The sequence below is a fragment of the Streptomyces sp. NPDC057438 genome, assembly GCF_042802995.1.
Classification (GTDB): domain Bacteria; phylum Actinomycetota; class Actinomycetes; order Streptomycetales; family Streptomycetaceae; genus Streptomyces.
Genome location: NZ_JBHVDD010000058.1, coordinates 1 through 19,667 on the forward strand (window position 1 = coordinate 1; position 19,667 = coordinate 19,667).

The following is a 19,667-nucleotide window of genomic DNA, read 5'->3' on the forward strand; positions in this document are numbered from 1 at the left end:
GGAACTCCTTCGGATACGGCTTGGGCACTGCAACATCCTTCCAGGCCGCCTCTCAGCAAGCCAGGTCAGGTGTCACTCATCCGTGCAGCAGTCCCGGATGACCTGCCTGTTACCCGTCACCCAACGAGGGCGAGGTTGTACAGGCGGGCGATTCCGAGCATGGCGTGGTGGACGCCGTCGCCCTTCAGGCGGCAGTCACGAAGGATCTTCCAGCCCTTCATCCGGGCGAATACATGCTCGACGCGGGCGCGGACCTTGCGGTGGGAGGCGTTGTGCTCCTCTTTCCATGCCGGGAGTTCGGCCCGGCCGCGCTCGCGACGGTGCGGAATGACCAGGCCGGTGCCCCGGTAGCCGCCGTCCGCGATCACGGTCGTCCTGCCGACGGCGTCCTTTGCGCCGGACAGTTCCCAAGCCTTGCAGTCGTTGCGGTTGCCGGGCAGCGGCCGGCCGACGGCGACGACGAGCCGGGTGTCGGCATCGATGACGACCTGGTGGTTGGTCGAGTACCGGTAGTTCTTCGACTGCTCGGCGATGCTGTGATCGCGGGTGGGCACCAGGGTTCCGTCCACGATCAGCACGGTGTCCTTGCGGAACCGCTTGCGCTGCTGGAGCGCGAAAGACGGCCCAAGGTGGTCGATGACGCGGTCGGCGGCCGACTTCGACACCCCGAACAGCGGCGCGAGCTGGCGCAAGGTGAGGTTGGTGCGCCAGTACGCGGCGACCAGCAGGACCCGGTCCTCCAGTGGCAGGCCCCAGGGCCGGTCCTTGCGGATCGGGTCCGCACCCTCGCGCCGCAACGCGGTGATCAGCTTGCCGAACTGACGTCGACTCAACCCGGTGAACGGGGCTATCCAGGACGGCTCCGACGCCGTGATCACACCAGCCACAGCAAGATCATCTCACCCGTGACCAGCAGCTACGGGACACCCCTTACACCGCCGGACGCTTCTGGATCGAGGCATTGCGCATCCGGGCAGATCGTCGGGGCCGCCGTACGGTTCTTGGTTGAAGCAGTTGCCCCAGCGACCGATCGCCTGTGCCAGCACCAGGCCGGGAGCTGTGGCATCGGCGAAGTCCGCCAGCTCGGTACCACGACGACGACACCCCAGCCAGGCACCAACCGCCCCCAGCCCCATCGCACCGGGGATACCCAGGCCGCCGTCCCAGATGTACAGGGCGTGGAGGGCTTGCTTGCCCGCCGCGAAGTACAGCTCCGGGTCGGTGATCACGTGGTACAGGCGGCCGCCGAGGACGCCGAAGGGCACGGCCCAGATCGCGATGTCCGCGATGTCCGCGATGTCCTCCCGTCGGCCGCCACGCGCCTCCCTGCGACGGCCGGTCAGCCATACGGCGGTGAAGATGATGGAGAACACGCCCCGGGCGGATCGCCTTTTGGGTCCGGACCCGCGGTCACAACCGAGCGAGGCGGCTACCCCGACGCAAAGTCCCCCCTCGTCACGGAGCAGCACATGCACACCACCCGCGCCGTAGCGGCCGACTTGACCGACGAATGCCACCACATCGCCGGACGAGACACCACGACCATCCCACCGCCCGATCAGCGATGGTCGGGGTCGGGCACGTCCGGGCGGCAACCAGCGTCCCGCTCGGAGCGCTGATTGCCGTGGGCAGGGATGCCGCCGGAGCGCTTGAGCAGGACGCCGAGGTGCATCAGGTTCCGAGTCATGAAGGCCGTGTTGCGCTTGGTGAAGCCGTTCTCCGTCCCACGCGTCCGTAATAGGCATACTGCCCCTCGGAATCGAGCAGTCCCGAACAGCCGTACAGCCGCTCGATCACCTTCTTCGTCACCGAGCTGTTGTCGCCCAGCCGGATGGGCCCGGCCAGCACCAGGATGTCGGCGGCCATCACCTTCTCGTACAACGCCGGCCAGACGTCGGTGGCGGAGCCGTGCTCGGTCATGTCCGGGCAGACGCCGGTGGCGATGTCGTGGTCGACGGCGCGGATCACCTCTGTGGTCACCCCTCGTCCGTCCATGATGGCCCGGCTCTTGTCGATCAGGCCCTGGGTGTGGCTGAGGTGCGGGGAAGGTGTGAGGGTGCAGTTGACGAAGAGGGCGGTGAGGTCGTCGAAGCGGTATGGGTCATCGGGGGAAGAGAGGGAAGGCGACGCTGCCGTGACGGGTTCTCCCTTGCCGAAGGTGTAGCGGCAGCGTCTCGCGGGGAGCCGGATGTGTCCCGTTGGCGCGCCTGTGTCCGGGCATCCCCCAGACGGCGAGACCGTCAGGCGTCGGCGAGTTCGGCGGCGCCGAAGGAGACGTCGAAGCGGTCGCACCAGATGGTGACGCTGGTGTACCGGTAGGGGTCGACGTCCTCGGGCAGGGGGTAGTTCTGGCTTCCCTTGTTGCCCTTGAGCTTGCCGAGGCTGAGGTACTCGCCGTCGTCGAAGACGTGCCAGCCGGCCTGGCCCTGCTTCACCGGGGCGTCGGTCAGCCATACGCGCAGGTCCGGGCCATTGCTGGTCTCGAGCCGCTCAAGTCGGATCACGTGGGAGCCGTCGGCGAGCCGTACGAGTTTCACCGTGCCCGATGTCGTGTGCTCGTGGCTGATCAGCTCACCGGTGGCCAGTGTCACGGGTCCGGTCGGCGCCGACGGTGAGGGCGATGTTCCTGGGGCCGTTTCCGGGGTCCGGGAGGCTTCCACGACGGTGGCGGGCAGGGACTCCGTCACCGTCTCGTCCTGCCAGAGCTTCCACGGCTGGAACCAGTACAGCCCGGCTGCCAGTCCCACGACCACCGCCACAAGCAGCCCGGTGATCAGCGCCCCCCTTTGCACGCGCCACATGCCGTCCCCTCTTTCCTTTCCGTGAGTCCGTCTCGTCACCCCCATTCAACGCGGTGAGTGGCCGCCTCGGCCCGGAGCGGCCGATGACGAAATCCTTACGTCTCGGCACCGGTGTACGCGCGGGGGCGAAGGAGCGGCACAGCGGCGCGGCTTCCGGGCCGGCGTCTTACGGAAGCGTGACGTGCCGGGCGTGGCCCCGGGGTTCGACCGGTGCGCGGTCCTAGCGTGAGCCGTATGCGAGTACTGGTCACCGGCGGTGCCGGGTTCATCGGGTCCCATGTCGTCGACGTGTTGGCGGAGCGGGGGCACGAGCCCGTCGTGTTCGACGTGGCCTCGGACGCGGGCGCGGACGTACGGAACCGCGAGGCCGTCCTCCGTGCGCTGGACGGGGTGGACGCCGTGTGTCATCAGGCGGCGATGGTCGGTCTCGGCACGGGTTTCGCAGACGCGCCGGAGTACGTCTCCCGCAATGACCTGGGTACGGCCGTGCTGCTCGCCGCGATGGCGGAGGCGGGTGTGCGGCGGCTGGTGCTGGCGGGGTCGATGGTGGTGTACGGCGAGGGGCGGTACGAGTGCGGGAGGCACGGGGTGGTGCGGCCGGGGCCGAGGGACGCGGCCGGTCTCGCGGCCGGACGCTTCGAGCCTCTGTGCCCGACGTGCGGCGCGGAGCTGGCACCGGGACTGGTGGACGAGGACGCCCCGACCGATCCGCGCAATGTGTACGCGACGACGAAGCTCGCCCAGGAGCATCTGGCGGCGGCGTGGGCGCGGGCGACGGGCGGGACGGCGGTATCGCTGCGCTACCACAACGTGTATGGGCCCCGGATGCCGCAGGACACTCCCTACGCCGGGGTGGCCTCCTTCTTCCGTTCGGCGCTCGCGCGCGGCGAGGCGCCTTGGGTGTTCGAAGACGGGAGGCAACGGCGGGACTTCGTGCATGTCCGGGATGTGGCGGCGGCCAATGTGGCGGTGCTGGAGGCGGGTTCGGCGCGGGGTGCGCTGAGCGCGTACAACACCGGCAGCGGTGAGCCGCACACCGTCGGAGAGATGGCCCGCGCGCTGGCCGCCGCGTACGGCGGGCCCGAGCCGGTGGTCACCGGGGAATACCGGCTGGGGGACGTCCGCCACATCACCGCAGACTCGTCCCGGCTGCGGGCGGAGCTGGGCTGGAAGACGGAGGTCGGCTTCGCGGAGGGGATGCGGGAGTTCGCACGGGCCGGGATGCGGGGCTCGTAGGGCTCCTTGGACCGGTGTTGCTGCCCGTGTTCAGGAAGCGGCGGCGGGCAGCACCACCTCGAAGCGGCGGCCGTCGGTGATGTTGCGCACGGTTGCGTGACTCTGGTGCGCCTCCACGATCCCCTGGACGATGGCGAGGCCCAGGCCCGCGCCGGCCGGTGGTGCGCGGGCGTGGGTGCCGCGCCGGCCGGTGCCGAAGACGCGTGCCAGGTCCTCCTCGGGGCTGCCGCCGCAGCCGTCGCTCACGGAGCGCACCACGCCGTCCTCAGACCGCACGGCCGCGAACGCAGCCGTGCCGTCCGCCGGGGTGCGGCGGATGGCGTTGACCAGGAGGTTGCCGAGGACGCGGTTCATCTTCTTGCCGTCCACCTCGCCGGCACCGGCTCGACGCGGTCGCCGAGCAGCAGCGCGGTGGCCAGCGAGACGACGGCGGCCATCGCAACGACCGTGGTGACGACGCTCAGGTCGTGCGGGGAGGGGAACATCGCCCATGCCACGGCGAGGGTGCTTGCGAGCATCAGGTCACCGCGACGGCGGCCACGACGGTGAGCGACGCGGTGAGCGGGCGGCGGCGCAGCGGCCACAGCCCGATCGCGCCCAGCAGGCCGGCCTCGCCGGCGCCGAGGGACGCGTACGGCGCGATGAGCAGGATGCCGCGCACGGTCAGTCCTTCCTGCCTTCGGACCGGACGGGCCGTTCGCCGCCGTCGGGTGGGGTGCGTGTGAGGTCGAGTAGGTAGCCGACGCCCCACACCGTCTGGATCAGCTGCGGCCGCGCCGGGTCGTCCTCGATCTTGCCGCGCAGTCGGCGGCCGTCCGCGGCGTATCCGGCCCGGTCGAGGTATCCGGCGACGACCTCGGCGACCGTGGGGTCGTCGTCAGCAAGCAGGGCGCGCGCCGTTGTCGGTCCGCTCGGTTCCTCTTGCATGCCGTCAGCTCGCACCACACCCGGCGGCTCGGCCCTCCGGACTGCGGGAGGAACCTCCGACGTCCTCGTTTCGTAAGGACATGAAGTCCGGTATGTGAAGTTCGCCCTCGTAGAGTGAGACCCGTGACGACCTTTCCCGCATCGTCGGACGTCGACGTCGTTCTCCCATGCCTCAACGAGGCCGAGGCGCTCCCCTGGGTCCTGGCTCGTATCCCACCCGGCTGGCGGGCCCTCGTCGTGGACAACGGCTCCACGGACGGCTCGGCGGACCTCGCCCGCGAACTGGGGGCGACCGTGATCCACGAGCCGCGCCGCGGCTTCGGCGCCGCCTGCCATGCCGGGCTGACCGCCGCCACGGCCGACATCGTGTGCTTCTGCGACTGTGACGCCTCCCTCGACCCGTCGCTCCTCGCCCCCTTCGTACGCGAAGTGGCGGACGGCCGGGCCGACCTGGTGCTCGGCAGGCGGCGCCCGCAGGGCCGGGGTGCCTGGCCCACGCACGCCCGCGCCGGCAATCTGGCGCTCGCCCGGATGTTGTGCCGCCGCACCGGACTGCGCCTGCACGACCTGGGCCCGCTGCGCGCCGCCCGCCGCGAACCGCTCCTCGCCCTCGGGCTGACCGATCGGCGCAGCGGCTATCCCCTACAGATGGTGGTGCGCGCCGCCGACGCGGGCTGGCGCGTCACCGAGCACGACGTGCCGTATCTGCCGCGCGCCGGTGCCTCGAAGGTGACGGGTACCTGGCGGGGCACCTGGCAGGCGGTACGAGACATGAGCCGCGTCCTGAACGAACCGCCGGCACCCGCCACGACGGAAGGAACCGCCGGCACCACGGCCGAAGGACCCCGCCCATGACCAAGACCCTCCTCGTGATCGCCAAGGAGCCGAAGCCGGGCCGGGTGAAGACCCGGCTCACCCCACCCTTCACCCCCGTAGAGGCGGCGGCGCTCGCCGAGGCCGCACTGGAGGACACCCTGCGCGCGGTGGCCGCGACTCCGGCACGCCGCCGGGTGCTGGTCCTCGCCGGGGAGCCCGGCCCCTGGCTGCCGCCCGGCTTCGACGTCGTACCGCAGTGCGCGGGCGGACTGGACGAACGGCTCGCCGCGGCATTCGCCGACTGTGACGGCCCGGCCCTGCTCATCGGCATGGACACCCCACAGGTCACCCCGGATCTGCTGAACGTGCGCTTCGCCGGCTGCGATGCGTACTTCGGTCCGGCCGAGGACGGCGGCTTCTGGGCCCTGGGGCTGGCCGAGCCGGACCCCGCTCTCCTGCTCGGGGTGCCCATGTCGACGCCCGCCACCGGCGCCGTGCAACGCGACCGGCTCGTCGCCGCCGGACTGCGCGTCCACGACCTACCACGGCTGCGAGACGTCGACCTGTCCGCCGACGCCGAGGCGGTCGCCGCGATCGCGCCGCTCAGCCGGTTCGCCGCGGAGCTGGCCCGGCTGCGGGCGGTCAGCGGCCGATGACCCGGCCAGGGCAGGACACCATGTGGCAGCCCTGGTCCTTGGATCCCTACTCCGACGCCCTGCGCACCGGCCAGGGGCCGCTCCTCCTGCGCCGCAGCGACGGCCGGCTGCTGCCCCTCGAGGTGGAGCGATGGTGCGCGCGCCGACGCGGTGGATCTTCAGGTCCCGGGAAGGTGCGAGGGAGCCGTCCTGGGCGTGGGGTGCGGGCCGGGGCGGCTGGTCGCGGAACTCGCCGCTCGCGTGCGGCCCGCGCTCCTGGGCCCGGCTCGGCACCCCGGCACTGCTGCGACACGCCCGCCCGCTCGGCTGGCGCGACACCGATCAGTGGACGGCGGGCGGGCGCTCCTTCGTCGCCCTGCGCAGCCGCACCACCAGCAGCAGCGCCGAACCGCCGAACAGCAGGGCCGTGATCAGCAGCCAGCGGCCGAGGAAGCCACTCGCCGACAGCGCGGTGGCGGACTCGTAGCGGTCCGCCACCCGCCCGCTGATCAGCGGGAACCACACCAACAGCAGCAGCCCGGACAAGACGGCGGGCACGCGCACATACGCGGCCCGCTCCCGCTGACCGGCCGCACCCGCCGCCCGGACGAGCGCACGGTCCGCCGTCGCGTACAGCGGCAGCAGCACGAGATCGTGCACCACCGCCGCACCCACGAACCACAGCGCGACCTGGAACCAGTCGTCCGCGAGCAGCCGTACCCCCGCGTAACCGGCGAGCGCGAACGAGCATGCCAGGAGCAGCAGTTGGAACGGGCTGCCCAGCGGCGGCCAGAACTTCCCCATCACAGGTCTCCGAACGTCATCCGGGCCGCCCATTTGGTGTTGAGCACACCGGGCGCGGCGGGCACGATGACCCGCGCCGGGTAGCCGTGGTCGGGGGACAGTTGCTCGCCGTTGACGTCCAGGGCGAGCAGGGAGCGCGCGTCGCGGACCTGGTTGGCGCGCAGGGCTGCCCGGCGGAAGGCACCGCGCCGCTGGAGGGACTCCACCAGGACGTCGGGGGCCGCCTCGGGCTCGTATCCGACGAGGCCGGCCAGGTCCCTCAGCCGTACGCCCCGCCACCACTGGTCGGAGGTGGACCAGCCCTCCACGCAGGCGATGGGCAGCGCCGCGCTGTACAGGGGCAGTTCCAGCAGCTCGGCGCGGCTCAGCCTGACGGTCCCCGAAGGCCCGGTGACGACCAGCCGCCATGCCTCCTCGCTCGTCTCCGCCGCGCTGATCCCCCTCGACGCGGCCGTCTTGTTGATCTGGAAGCCGCCCGGCCCGCTGCCCGGCTCGGCACCGCCGTGCGGGGCGAGGAGGGCCGTCCGCCGCAGCGGGCCGTCGAAGTTCTGCCCCACGGTCGTCCCGAACAGCAGCAGCGAGCCGCCCCCGACCAGCCACACGGCACCGCGCCGCGACACGGTGGGCTCGGCCGGGTCCGGAGACACCAGCGAGGGCTCCTGTGACGAAACCGGCGGCGGAGCGCCTTCCCCTTCACTCCCCCGCAGCTCACGGAGGTTGCGTACGGCCGTCGGTGCCCTCAGCACCACATGGACCACGAACGCCGCGAAGAACACCCACGCCCCGTAGAAGTGCAGCGGGTAGAAGGAGCCGGGGAAGACGTAGTCGAGCTGGATGTTGAGCACGCCGGTCACGAACTCGAACAGCACGCCGCCGACCAGCAGGAGCAGCGAGATCCGCTCCAGGGCGTGGACGAGCGACCGCGCCGGGGGCAGCTGGAACAGCCTCGGCACCACCGACCACAGCTTGGCCAGCAGGACGGGGACCAGCGCGATCCCGAGCGTGACGTGAAGGCCCTGCGTGAACCGGTACAGCCAGTGCGGGTCCGTCGGCCAGGGGAACAGGTAGAAGCCGAGGATCCCCTTGTCCGGGGTCTTGTCGTTCACCGGCGACAGGCCCGGGTTGTAGGCGGCGTACGACAGCAGCCCTGTCACGAACAGCGCCGTGATCCCGGCGAGCAGCACCACGCCGAGGACGGAGGTGAGCCAGGGGCCGCGCAGCGGGCTGCGCCAGAAGGCGGGTGAGGTAGGAGTCCGTGCCATACCCCGACGCTAGGCCCGGAACACCCGGTGAGCGGGTGCGCGACTCATGACGAAAGGCTGACGTCCGCGCCTGTCGAGAGTCCATCGGCCCTCCACCGGCCTAACGTCTCCGAGCGTGAACCGCGATCTTCGCCGCGACCTGTACGCCGTCGCCGCCGCCACACTGCTCGTCGTGACGGCCGCGCTGGTCGGCATCGCCATCAAGCGCGCCAAGGACGTCCTGCACGTCGGCTGGCCACCCCTGTACGCCAACTGGCTGCCGCACACCGGCCCCGGCACCCCCGCCGCGATCGCCGTCGCCGTCGCCGTCGTGGCGTACGGCCCCACGCTGGCCGCCCGGCTGCCCTGGCGGCCCCTGCTGTGGACCGCGTGGGCCACCGCCATGGCCTGGACCTTCTCCCTCGCCCTCGTCGACGGCTGGCACCGCGGAATCGCCCGCCGGCTGACGACCAGGTACGAGTACCTCCAGGTCATCGACCGCTTCGACGACATCCCCCACACCCTGCGGGACTTCACCCGCCACATCCTGCTCGGCTCCCCCGACCACTGGCCCCCGCACGTCGCCGGCCACCCGCCGGGGGCCACCCTCACCTTCGTCCTCCTCGACCGGATCGGCCTGGCCGGCGGAGCATGGGCGGGCGTCTTCGTCATCGCCATCGGAGCGACCACCGCGGCCGCGATCCTCGTCACCGTACGAACGCTCACGAGCGAGGCCCTCGCACGCCGCGCCGCGCCGTTCCTCGTCCTGGCCCCGGCGGCGGTATGGGCAGGCACTTCGGCGGACGGGTACTTCGCGGCGGTCGCCGCCTGGGCCGTGGCGCTCCTCGCCCTCGCGGTGACGCACCACCGGCCACGGGCGACCGCCGTCGCCGCCGGACTCCTCCTCGGCCTCACCATCTACCTGTCCTACGGCCTCACCCTCTTCGCCGTGATGGCCTCCACCGTCCTGCTGCTCGGCTCCCGACGGCTGTCGGTCCTCCCCTACGTGATCGTCGGACTCGCCGTCGTCCCGCTGGCGTTCACCATGGCGGGCTTCAACTGGTGGGAGGCGTACCACCTGCTGGTCGAGCGTTACCACCAGGGCGCCGGCGGCTTCCGTCCGTACGGCTACTGGGTGTGGGCCAACCTCGCCTGCACGGTCCTCGTCGTGGGCCCCGCCACGGTGGCGGGCCTGCGCCGCACGGGCACCCGCCTCGCCCGGTGGCGCTCGTCCCCCGCCGCCGAGCGCCGCATGGGGGTGTTGCTGTGCGCGGCCCTGCTCATGCTGCTCATCGCCGACCTGTCCGGGATGAGCAAGGCGGAGACGGAACGGATCTGGCTGCCGTTCGCGATGTGGCTGCTCGCCGCAGGCGCCTTCCTCGACCGCCCCCGCGTCTGGCTGACGGCTCAGGCGGCCCTGAGCCTGCTCCTCAACCATCTGCTGCTGACGGGCTGGTGAGTTGCCGTGCCAACCGTTCGATGTCGGTCGGGCAGGACGCATCCTTCGATCGGTCTCAGGCCGTCGGTGCGGGCGAGGGCCAGCCGACCCAAGGTCTGCGGGGTTCACCGGGCTGGGCGACGGTGGGCTGGAGGCACATACCGGGCGCGCCGACTGACCGCGCCGACGACGAACCCGGACGGCAGCCACGGCAGTGATTGCCGTACTCACGATCCCCAACTCCCCTACTGTTACTCTGCTTTGACTTTCAACAAACGGCACTCGCACGCACACATCAGCCATCCCCCGACGGGAGACAGCAGCACGTGGACACCACCGGACCACGCACGGCCGAGAGCCTTGCCGCACGCTTCCACGACGTCGACTCGTCCGACGTCCCCGAGGACTTCATCGCCTATCTGCGGAAGATGGAGGAGAGCGAGAGCGGTCACGCGGTGCGGGAGGCCACCTACCGCGCCCTGAAGACCGCCGAGGGCAAGGGAACCGACGTCGGGTGCGGCGCCGGCCGCGCCGTAGCGGATCTCGCACGGCTCGGAAAGGACGCCGTGGGGGTCGACAGCAGCCAGGCCATGGTCGACGCGGCTCTGGCCAGGTTCCCGGACTGCCGCTTCGTCCAAGGCAGCGCCTTCGAGTTGCCGTTCGAGGACGGTGAACTGTCGTGGTATCGGTCCGAGCGGACCTTCCTCCACTTCGGCGATCCCGCCGAGGCACTGTCCGAGGCCCGCAGGGTGCTGAGGCCGGGCGGGACCATCGTTCTCGCGGACCCCGATCTCGGGTCGATGGTGGTGAGTTCACGGATCCCCGAGACGACCGAGGCGGTCAAGCACGCGTTCTGTTCAGCCGTCCCGAATCCCCACTCCGGCACCCGCAGCGCCTCCCACCTCGCCGACGCGGGCTTCACCGACATCGAGGTCGTTCCCATCATGGCGGCGCTGAACGACCACGCGTCCGCGTTCGGCGTGGTGCTGGAGCCGGCCCTGACGGCGGCGCTCACCCAAGGCGTCGTCAGCGAGGACGAGGCGGCGCGGTGGAAGGACGACCTGAGCGATCTCTCGCGCCGGAACGCCTTCACCGCGACGGCGACCTTCTTCGTCACCACGGCCCGCCGGGCGTCCTAGTACTCGAGCGGTACGGCTTCAGCAGAGTGCGGTACCGCGGTCGTGCGGTGACCTGATGCGCGGGCTCGCGCCCAAGGGCTGGTCCGCCGCCTCGGCCGCGGTTTCACGGCACCAGCGCGATCAAGGGCCCGGGTCCGTGCGGGAGTTCTGGATCCGGGCCCTTGGCAGCAGGGAGCGAGTCGCTTCTGTCGCCTCACGGCGGGCCAGGGCCACAGCCCCTCCGCGTTCTCCTCTGACCGAGGCGAACCCACGCAGGGTCGGCCCAGGGCCGGACAGTCGGGTCGCCCGGGGATGGTCTCCCGGGCGACCCGGACCTCTTGGTCAGTCCGAGCGGACCTGGAGCCGTCCCCGGAGCAGGTTCTTCCGCACCTTGCCGGTCTCGTTGCGCGGGAGTTGGGGCAGGAGTTCCAGGTGGGAGGGCAGGCACCATTCGCTCATGCCGAGCCCGCCGAGCCAGTCGCGCAGGCCTTCGAGGGTGGGCGTCCGCTCCCCCGGGACGACGACCGCGCAGGCGAGTTCGCCGCCGTGGCCGTCCGGGTAGCCGACCAGGGCGACATCCCGTACGTCGGGGTGGTCCAGCAGTGCCGACTCCACATCGCTGACCGGGATCATGATGACGCCGATCCGGTCTTCGGCACGGCCGTGGAGCCGGATGCCGCCGTGGCCGTCCGGCGCCGCGAGGTCACCGGTGTCGTACCAGCCGTCGTCGTGCTCGGCCAGCACGGTCAAACGGCCGTCGTCCCGGCCCCAGGTGGCCAGGCACAGCGAAGGGCTGCGCACGAAGAGACGCCCGGGTCGGTCGTCGCTGATCGGGTGGTCGGCCCGCAGGTCGATCTCATGACCCGGTGCGCAACGCCCGACCGTGCGTCCGGCCAGGTCCGGGTGCTCTCCGGCGCGGGTGAAGGTGTTGGCGCCCTCCGTCATGCCCCAGCCCACGTCCAAGGGGATTCCGAAGGTCTCCGTCACCCGCCTGAACAGCGGCTGCGGGACCGTGGTGCCTCCCGCGCGGATGATGCGCACGGTGTCCAGTCGCCGCGAGGTGCGTTCCATCGCGTCGATCAGCGCGGAGAGGTGGACCGGGACGATGACCATCCAGGTGACCCGGGCCTTGGCCAGGAAGGGGACGATGGCCTCCGGCGCCCAGCGGTCCGTCATGACCGCGCACCCCCCGCGGTGCAGCGGCATGAAGATCCCCATGGTGAGGCCGACGATGTGCGTCGCCGCGTTCGGTGAGTAGACGCGGCTGTGCGGGCCGATGCCGTCGGCGGCCGCGACGGGGGCGTACCAGGCGTACAGGGTGTTGAGGGTGTGCAGTACGGCCTTCGGCTCCCCGGAGGTACCGGAGGTGAACAGCACCAGGGCGATCCGGTCCGGGTCCACCACGGACGGATCCGGGAGGGTGCCGTGCTCCGTGTGCTCGAAGAACTCGCGGAAGTCGACTTCCCCGTCGTCCCCGTCGGCGGTTCGCTCACCGAGCACCACGCGGTGGCGCAGTGCGGGCAGCCGGGGTGCCATGTCGGCCAGCGCCGCGGCGTGTTCGAAGTCGTCCCACCGGTCGATGGTCACGCAGACGACGGCGTCCAGTCGGCGGAGCATCCGCTCCAGCTCACGGGGGCGGAAGGCGCACATGATGGGTGCGGCGACGGCCCCGAGCCGGGCGCAGGCCAGGAGCAGCGGTCCTACCTGCCAGACGTTCGGCACCTGCATCGCGACGACGTGACCGCTGCGCACGCCCAGCGCGTGCAACGCGCCGGCGAAGCGGTCCACGTACTCGGCGTACCGCGCGTAGCTCATCTGCATGAGGCCCCGGTCGGCCTCCGACACGAGGAGGGCAGGGGCGTCGGGAGTCTCGGCACGCCACCGCGCCAGGTCGTCCAGGATGGTGTCGGCCCGCCAGAAGCCCTCCTTGCGGTACCGCTCCATGGTGTCGGCGGGTGGGCGTAACGTGGTGATCGGGTTCACATTTCCACTTCTCATTGGATGGTCGCTTCAATTCACTGCGTCGGAGCGGAGCTTGGTGCCGCCCCGGACCGTGCCGGTCATTCCTGGCCCAGTCCCTCGCGCCAGCTCGGCCGCAGCGGCTTCCAGCCCAGAGCCGTACGGGCCCGGTCATTGGCCGCGCCGTGCGCGGCGGTGAGCTGATGGGCCAGGAACCAGCCGAGCAGCCGCGGCGCGAGGTCGTCCGGGAGCGTACGAGGGGCCGGGCCGCCCAGCGCCCGGGCGTAGTGCGGCAGCCACTGTGCGGCCGGGGCCGGGTCGTCGTCCGTCACATGGAACACCCCGGCGACCTCCGACTCGACGGCGGCGACCGTGGCTCCCACGGCGTCCTCCACATGCAGGAACGACGTGATCCCGGTGCCGTTCCCGGGCAGCGGGAGCTGTCCGGCCCGTACCGCCTGGGCTGCCCCGCCGTCGCGGGCGTACATGGTGCCGGGGCCGTACAGCGTGCCGTACCGCAGGACCGTACCGGCGAGCGGCTCGCTGTTCAGAGTCAGCCGCTCCAACTCGGCGATCGCCCGTACGGTGGCGGCCCAGCCGGGATCGGGTGCGTCCAGGTACAACGGTGCGTCCTCGTCGAGGACCGGTTCCTCGGCCGGGGCGGCCGCGAAGGCGACGGACTGCGCGACCAGCCGTCGCGCACCGGCCGCCCGGGCCGCCGCAATCAGGTTGGCGGTGCCCTCGGTACGCAGCCGCGCGGTCTGGGCGAAGGCCGCCACCGGGTCGTCGCCCAGCAGGCGCAGCGCCGTCATCTGATGGACCACCACCTCGGGGCGAACGGCCGACACCGCCGACAGCAGGGCCTCGCGGTCGAGGGCGTCGGCGCTCACGACGCTGTCCGCCTCCGGGGCCCGCTCCCGTGACTCGTGGCGTACCAGCGCGCTCACCTCGTGGCCCCGTGCCCGCAGCGCTCCCACCAGGGGGTGTCCGATCACTCCGGTGGCCCCGGCGACGAGAATACGCATGATTCATTCCTCCGTATCGGTAGAAAAAAGAGGGTGGCGAACCGCCTCAGCGAACGGCTCGCCTTGTCACGCTTGTGCGGACCGTTCTCGGTCAGGGCACGCCGAGTCCCTCGGACCGGCCCGCGTGGATGTTGTGCACGGGCAGCCGTAGCCCTCCGGCGAACCGCGCGTCCGTACTCTGGCGAGGGCGATGTTCCGCCGGAGCGTGCGGGCGGTTCCGGGGGCAGTGCGAGGCGTCCGGGAAGAGGCCCTTGGTGGAGGCATTCGCCGCTTCCCGCACAGACAGCAGCCGGGCGGTCCGCCTGCCACCCGTTCGCTGCCGCGTGCCGTCGTCCGGGCCCGCCGCGTGATCCGCGGGTGACGCCCGTGCGACCGACCAGGACCACTGCCCCGGTGACCGGGCGGAGGCCGGCCGTGTCGAGGACTTCCGGCCCGCACGGGGCGAGCGCGTGGCGCCGCGCCCAGCACTCGGTCGCGTCGGGCCGGGAGGCCGGGAGACTGTCGGGCACCCCGGGAAAGATCTCGCGCGGCTGGACAGCAACTCCCGAACGGCGGCCCCGGTGACGGTGAAAGTCGCGGGGTCCCGTACCGCTGCCGTGCTTGGTTCACCGGGGCTTGCGTGCTCATGCCTTCGCTCCGCGCCGAAGGACCTCGCCTCCGAATCCGCCGAGGCGCGGCGAGGCCAAGGGGTCGATGTCGGGGACCGCGGTATCCACACCCGAGCGCGACTCCAGTCGCAGGGGCGCGCTCGATCGGCTCGGCGAGTCGAGACCTGACGCTCCGACGGCCACCGTGGTCACGCCCGTGATGCCGTCGCGGCTCAGCGGGAAGTTCATCTCGTGGATGACCGTGGTCATGTGTGGACACCGGCCAACGACCGTCGCCTTGACCGAAATCGTGTGCCCCGTTCTCGCATCCCGCCGTCACTTCCACACCCGTAGAGCGATGGTCGTACAACTTTCAAGAATCTGCCGCGCATCAGCATTCCCCTTGTGATCACACGTTGGCAAGGCGTAGTCAGGGTGGATTTTTATGCCGCCCAGCGCATGACCACCGAAAGGGAATCGGCGACTGCCGACATGCCGACTCGACAGCGCCGAGCACCGAGTTCGGCATCTGCGACGCCCCCCGGGATCACCGCCGAACCACGCGCGACAGACGAGTTGGCCAGCCATGAGAAAGTCGCCCGGATCATGCGCAACACCGGGCCGGCCGGCCTACGGCCGCACAGGAACACCGCACCCCTCTTTCGTCGCGCCCGTAGGCCCACGGCGAACGCCGTCGGCTCATCCGGGGCTGTCGAGGTTGCCTGACGGTGTCACTGACGGCGACTGCTTCGCCGAGGTGGAGCAGTGGCCGCCGAGAGCGAGGTGGGTGCGGCGGGTTGCGGCGGCCGTGGCACCAAAAGCTCCAAAATCACCTCAGTCCATAGAAAGGAGTGCATGGATCACGGCCCTCCGAACGGGTGCAGTGCCGCCCCAGCCTCTTCGAGGGCCCTCATCGCCGAGACCGGGCCCGAACCCCGCCCCCGCCTCAACCGCTGATGATCTCTAGATGCGGTGGAGCTGGAATCGCTGGTTGGTGCTCCCGGAGGCCGCCCACTGGGAGATGCGGGCTCCGTCGGCGGTCGAGGCCCCCCACACGTCCAGGGCGAGGCCGCTGAGTCGGTTGACCAGACTGATCACGCCACTACCGTGGTCGACCATCCGCCACTGCTGGCCTGTGGCGTCGGCATCCGGCTGCTGGGTGACGTCGGCGCCGCTGCCGCTGCCGGCCGCGTGCAGGACCAGACCACTGTGCCCGACCCGGATCTTGTAGTGTCCGCCGTCGGAGGGCAGGAACGCGAAGTGCTGGTTGAGACCGGCGGTGATCTGCCACTGGACCAGCAGCGCACCCGCGGCCGTGGACGCGCCACTGATGTCGGCAGCCTTGCCGCTGTGCTGGGCCACCAGCCGATACGCCACGCCGGCCTCCACCGGCCCCGACCTGAGTGCGGACGCGCGGTAGGTGTTGCCGGCCCGGCCGGTGAACTCGATGAGATCGGCCTCGATCCGCTTCGACTGGACCGGCTCGCCGCTCGCATCGTCCCGCAGCGTGAAATCGCCGGCGAAGATCCGGCTGCGCACCCGGACGGCACCGGTTCGGTCGGGGGTGACGACGAACTCGATCCGGCCGCTGCTCCACTCGGCGCCGACGGTGTATCCGCCGCGGCCGCGCAGTCCGCTCACACGCCCGGTGGGCCAGGCGGCAGGCAGCGCCGGCAGCACGTGCAGCTCGCCGTTGTGGCTGTGCAACAGCATCTCCGCGATGCCCGAGGTGGCGCCGAAGTTGCCGTCGATCTGGAACGGTGGGTGCAGGTCGAACATGTTGGGCGCGAGCCGGTCCGTGCGCACCAGGTCCCGGATCAGCTTGTGGGCCCGGGCTCCGTCCTCCATCCGCGCCCAGAAGTTGATCTTCCACGCGAGCGACCATCCCGTCCCGTCGTCACCGCGCAGTTCCAGCGTCCGCCGTGCGGCCTCGTGCAACTGAGGTGTCCCGCGCTTGGTGATCTGGTTGCTCGGATGCAGACCGTACAGGTGGGAGACGTGCCGATGATTCCGCTCGGTCTCCACCCAGTCGGCCAGCCACTCCTGGACATTGCCCCTGGAGCCGACCCGTGTCGGGGGCAGCCGGTCCCGGGCCGCCAGTGCCTGAGCGCGGAAGGTCGCGTCCACGCCGAGGGTTTCGGCGGCGCGGGCGACGCTGTTGAAAAGGTCGCGCAGGATCTGGTTGTCCATGGTGGGCCCCGCGCAGACGGTGGCGTTCGTATGGTGAGGAAGCTCCGGAGAGTTCGACGGGTTGGTGACCAGGTGTCCGAGCGTCGGGTGGGCGACCAGGGTGTCGAGGAAGAACTGGGCGGCGCCCTTCAGGGCCGGATAGTTCGAGCGGAGGAAGTCGGTGTCACCGGTGAACAGGTAGTGGTCCCAGATCAGGGTGGCCAGCCATGCGCCGCCGGTCTGCCACATCCCCCACTGCGCTCCGTCGACGACCGAGGCGCCCCGCCACGCGTCGGTGTTGTGATGTGCCACCCAACCACCGGCCCCGTACTGCGCCTTGGCCACCCGGGCGCCGGTCACCGTCAGGTCGTCGATCATGTCGAAGACCGGGAGGAAGCATTCGGACAGGTTCGTCGTGTCGGCGGGCCAGTAGTTCATCGGCAGGTTGGCGTTGAGGGTGAACTTCGAGTCCCAGGACGGGGCCATCTGGTCGTTCCAGATGCCCTGCAGGTTCGCCGGCTGAGTGCCCGGCCGCGAGGACGAGATGAGCAGATACCGGCCGAACTGGAACAACAAAGCAGAAAACTGTGGGTCGTTCACTTGCGCGTGCTGCGCGATCCGTACGTCGGTCGGCTGGTCGGCCGCCGTCGTACGTCCCAGATCGACCGACACCCGGTCGAACAGCTCCTGATGGTCGGCACGGTGCCGACAGCGCAGTTCGTCGATGCCGACGTCGCGAGCAGCGTCGAGGTGGCTCCGCGCGATCCCCCGGTAGTCGCCGTCGACGTCGCGGAAGTCGACGTAGCTGGAGCCGATCGACACCAGCACCGTCACGCTGGTGGCGCCGGAGACCCGTAGCGTGCCGCCCGAGCTGCTGACCGTGCCGCCCGTCACGGCGGCGTGCGCCAGGGCGAGGAACCGGACCCGTCCGGCGATGCCCTCCATGGTGCCGGAGGTGCCGTCCAGGGCGATCGTGGCCCCGTCCGGGCTGGACACCGTGGTCCGTTGGGGACTGTCGAACGTGGCACTGAAGGTGATGGAGCCGGCCCGGTCGGCCGTCAGCCGGACCACGATCACCTGGTCCCGTGCGCCGGCGAACACCTCACGTCGGTACCGCACGCCGTTCTGCACGTAGGTCGTGAGGGCCGTGGCGGTGGTGAGGTCGAGCGTCCGGTGGTACTGCGACGCGCCGGTGGCGCTGCCGAAGGAGAGCAGAAGGCTTCCGACCGGCTGGTAGGCAAGCTGTCCGGACGGGCTGCCCAGCATCGTCTGATTGATCAGATCCTGCGCCGGCCCCCACTGATCCGCGAAGACCCGTCGCCGGATCTCCGCGATGTTGGCGGCGCCGCGCGTGTTGGCGGAGTCGTACGGACCGCCGGCCCAGACGGTGTCCTCGTTGAGCTGCAGCCGTTCGGTGTCGACGTTGCCGAACACCATCGCGCCGAGGCGTCCGTTGCCGATCGGCAGTGCCCGCAGCCAGTCCGCGCCGGCCGGCTTGTCGTACCACAGGGCGAGATCGTCGGCGGCCAGAACCTCCGGCGGCGCGGCCGAGCCGCTCCTGGCGGCGGCGCCCCAGCCACCCGGCACGATCCCTGCTCCAGCCGCCGCCCCGGCGGCGAGAAACCGTCTGCGTGTCACTTCGGACATGTCGTTCTCCCTTCACGGGCTGGAGCAGGTCACTGACTCTGGTGATGGCGGACCGCCGGTGACGAAGACGACGGCCGTCCGCTGTCTTCTCCGACGAGCCGCAGGCCGGCCACCGTCGGGATGACCGGCCCTGCACCGGCTTCCGAACGAGCGCCGGCGCCTCGGCACTCCGCTCAGTCGGTCCATGCCGGCGTCCTCCCACTCGACCGCGATCGGCCCGTCGTAGCCGATCGCGTTCAGCGCGCGGAAACAGTCCTCCCAGGGGTAGGTCGCCGGGGGAAGCCGATCCCGCCGTCGCCCACCTCCAGGTGCTCGTGCGTTCCTCGACGCCTGTCGTCGATCCGCACCTGGACCAGGTGCCCCGCCACGTCCGCGACGCGGTCGAGTGCCGGCAACGGCTCCAGGCATCGGCGGTGTCCGATGTCGAACGCAATCCGAAGCCCACCGGCTCGCACAGCGCCGTACGCTGTCTCACCCGCGGCGATGTCCGCGTGCAGGATCTTGACGTCGGCCGCCTGCCGGCAGCCGGCCGAGCCGGCGCGGAGCTTGCCCTCTCCGCGCCGGCCCCTCCCAGATCGCTCGCGCAGCGGGCATGTCAGCGTCATACCGCTGCCGTGGCGCCTGGAAAGCCCTGCTCCCCGGCTTCGCCCAAATATCCGGTCAGCAGGTGGAGTCGGTCCGGGTGAGTAGCCCCGTCCGCCACGGCAGGGTGACGCAGTCGCCGTCGGCGTGAGGGCCATGTCCTGGTACAGGAACTGCAACTGGCACGGGTTCAACGGCACGGCCTGGTCGTCACCCGGCCCGGATGGCTTTTTCGTGGCCGAGTCCCGGGTTTACACCGGGCCCGAGAACGTCACGCACTTTCACGCGGCAGCGTGCAAGCCGCGGCCAGCCCCGGCTGACAGCGGGAAACAGGGTCGCTCGGGCCCGGGGGCCGCCGCCGTGGATCAGCCGAGTGCACGAATTCTTTCATCACCGGCACCTTTCGAAGTCGGAGCCATCTCACCGTTTCAGTGCCAGCATTCCAGATTGCTTTCGACTTCCGCTTTCACAGGCCATGAGAGGGAGTACGTTCCACGTCGACGACTAGAAGACTGACAGATCATCATGGTCCATTCAAGAGGGAAACGTCGGCATATGTGGGCCTGAGCCGTTGTGCAACCAACCGGAGAATCGGGACCGTTGACGACCACTCCTCATAACCATTTCGAGGGCGATTTCGGAGAGACGGACGCATGTGAATCACGGCAGTTTTCGTTATCGA

General features: G+C 70.8%; 13 protein-coding genes and 5 pseudogenes. 5 read left to right on the forward strand and 13 right to left on the reverse strand.

The window, feature by feature from the left end:
• Positions 1-116 precede the first annotated feature (116 nt).
• The 4 genes and pseudogenes from ACFU5F_RS27095 to ACFU5F_RS27110 form a co-directional block, all read right to left on the reverse strand.
• Positions 117-887 (reverse strand): transposase, encoded by a 771-nt coding sequence (locus tag ACFU5F_RS27095; RefSeq protein WP_383892330.1) that lies wholly within the window; start codon positions 885-887, stop codon positions 117-119.
• Positions 888-971: 84 nt separating this feature from the next.
• Positions 972-1,373 (reverse strand): annotated as a pseudogene (locus tag ACFU5F_RS27100) (prolipoprotein diacylglyceryl transferase family protein); the annotation flags it as partial.
• Between the two features lie 185 nt (positions 1,374-1,558).
• Positions 1,559-2,190 (reverse strand): annotated as a pseudogene (locus tag ACFU5F_RS27105) (flavodoxin family protein).
• Between the two features lie 50 nt (positions 2,191-2,240).
• Entirely contained in the window at positions 2,241-2,801 is a 561-nt protein-coding gene (locus ACFU5F_RS27110) for a DM13 domain-containing protein (protein WP_383892334.1), read from the reverse strand.
• A 234-nt stretch (positions 2,802-3,035) separates the two neighbouring features.
• Here ACFU5F_RS27110 and ACFU5F_RS27115 point away from each other — a divergent pair, with 234 nt between their 5' ends.
• Positions 3,036-4,037 (forward strand): NAD-dependent epimerase/dehydratase family protein, encoded by a 1,002-nt coding sequence (locus ACFU5F_RS27115; RefSeq protein ID WP_383892337.1) that lies wholly within the window; start codon positions 3,036-3,038, stop codon positions 4,035-4,037.
• A 30-nt stretch (positions 4,038-4,067) separates the two neighbouring features.
• Here the strand turns inward: ACFU5F_RS27115 and ACFU5F_RS27120 are convergent.
• Together ACFU5F_RS27120 and ACFU5F_RS27125 are read right to left on the reverse strand one after the other, a co-directional pair.
• A pseudogene (locus tag ACFU5F_RS27120) lies at positions 4,068-4,698 on the reverse strand (sensor histidine kinase).
• Positions 4,699-4,700: 2 nt separating this feature from the next.
• A pseudogene (locus tag ACFU5F_RS27125) lies at positions 4,701-4,847 on the reverse strand (helix-turn-helix domain-containing protein); the annotation flags it as partial.
• 231 nt (positions 4,848-5,078) lie between these two features.
• Here ACFU5F_RS27125 and ACFU5F_RS27130 point away from each other — a divergent pair.
• Together ACFU5F_RS27130 and ACFU5F_RS27135 are read left to right on the forward strand one after the other, a co-directional pair.
• On the forward strand, positions 5,079-5,819 hold the full coding sequence (locus ACFU5F_RS27130) for a glycosyltransferase family 2 protein (RefSeq protein ID WP_383892341.1): 741 nt from the start codon (positions 5,079-5,081) through the stop codon (positions 5,817-5,819).
• Positions 5,816-6,436 carry a DUF2064 domain-containing protein gene (locus ACFU5F_RS27135; protein ID WP_383892344.1) on the forward strand — a complete coding sequence of 207 codons (621 nt, stop codon included), beginning with the start codon at positions 5,816-5,818 and terminating at the stop codon, positions 6,434-6,436. Before ACFU5F_RS27130 ends, ACFU5F_RS27135 begins: the two co-directional genes overlap by 4 nt.
• Before the next feature lie 321 nt (positions 6,437-6,757).
• On the opposite strand, the gene ACFU5F_RS27140 is transcribed toward ACFU5F_RS27135, so the two are convergent.
• On the reverse strand, positions 6,758-7,219 hold the full coding sequence (locus tag ACFU5F_RS27140) for a hypothetical protein (protein WP_383892347.1): 462 nt from the start codon (positions 7,217-7,219) through the stop codon (positions 6,758-6,760).
• The gene (locus tag ACFU5F_RS27145) at positions 7,219-8,481 is read right to left on the reverse strand and encodes a molybdopterin-dependent oxidoreductase (protein ID WP_383892350.1); all 1,263 of its coding nucleotides are present in this window, start codon (positions 8,479-8,481) and stop codon (positions 7,219-7,221) included. Before ACFU5F_RS27145 ends, ACFU5F_RS27140 begins: the two co-directional genes overlap by 1 nt.
• Before the next feature lie 115 nt (positions 8,482-8,596).
• On the opposite strand from ACFU5F_RS27145, the gene ACFU5F_RS27150 reads away from it, so the two are divergent.
• Together ACFU5F_RS27150 and ACFU5F_RS27155 are read left to right on the forward strand one after the other, a co-directional pair.
• Complete coding sequence (locus ACFU5F_RS27150) at positions 8,597-9,919, forward strand: hypothetical protein (protein WP_383892353.1); 1,323 nt, start codon at positions 8,597-8,599, stop codon at positions 9,917-9,919.
• A gap of 305 nt (positions 9,920-10,224) precedes the next feature.
• Positions 10,225-11,037, forward strand: a complete 813-nt coding sequence (locus ACFU5F_RS27155) for a methyltransferase domain-containing protein (RefSeq protein WP_383892356.1) — start codon at positions 10,225-10,227, stop codon at positions 11,035-11,037.
• A gap of 321 nt (positions 11,038-11,358) precedes the next feature.
• Here the strand turns inward: ACFU5F_RS27155 and ACFU5F_RS27160 are convergent, their stop codons facing one another.
• The 5 genes and pseudogenes from ACFU5F_RS27160 to ACFU5F_RS27180 form a co-directional block, all read right to left on the reverse strand.
• Positions 11,359-12,999, reverse strand: a complete 1,641-nt coding sequence (locus ACFU5F_RS27160) for an AMP-binding protein (RefSeq protein ID WP_383892359.1) — start codon at positions 12,997-12,999, stop codon at positions 11,359-11,361.
• A gap of 77 nt (positions 13,000-13,076) precedes the next feature.
• Positions 13,077-14,000, reverse strand: coding sequence for an NAD-dependent epimerase/dehydratase family protein (locus ACFU5F_RS27165; RefSeq protein WP_383892362.1), 924 nt, complete (start codon positions 13,998-14,000; stop codon positions 13,077-13,079).
• 623 nt (positions 14,001-14,623) lie between these two features.
• Positions 14,624-14,857 carry an acyl carrier protein gene (locus ACFU5F_RS27170; RefSeq protein WP_383892365.1) on the reverse strand — a complete coding sequence of 78 codons (234 nt, stop codon included), beginning with the start codon at positions 14,855-14,857 and terminating at the stop codon, positions 14,624-14,626.
• A 693-nt stretch (positions 14,858-15,550) separates the two neighbouring features.
• On the reverse strand, positions 15,551-18,403 hold the full coding sequence (locus ACFU5F_RS27175; RefSeq protein ID WP_383892368.1) for a glycoside hydrolase N-terminal domain-containing protein: 2,853 nt from the start codon (positions 18,401-18,403) through the stop codon (positions 15,551-15,553).
• A gap of 162 nt (positions 18,404-18,565) precedes the next feature.
• Positions 18,566-18,670, reverse strand: a pseudogene (locus ACFU5F_RS27180) (sugar phosphate isomerase/epimerase); the annotation flags it as partial.
• Between the last annotated feature and the right edge of the window lie 997 nt (positions 18,671-19,667).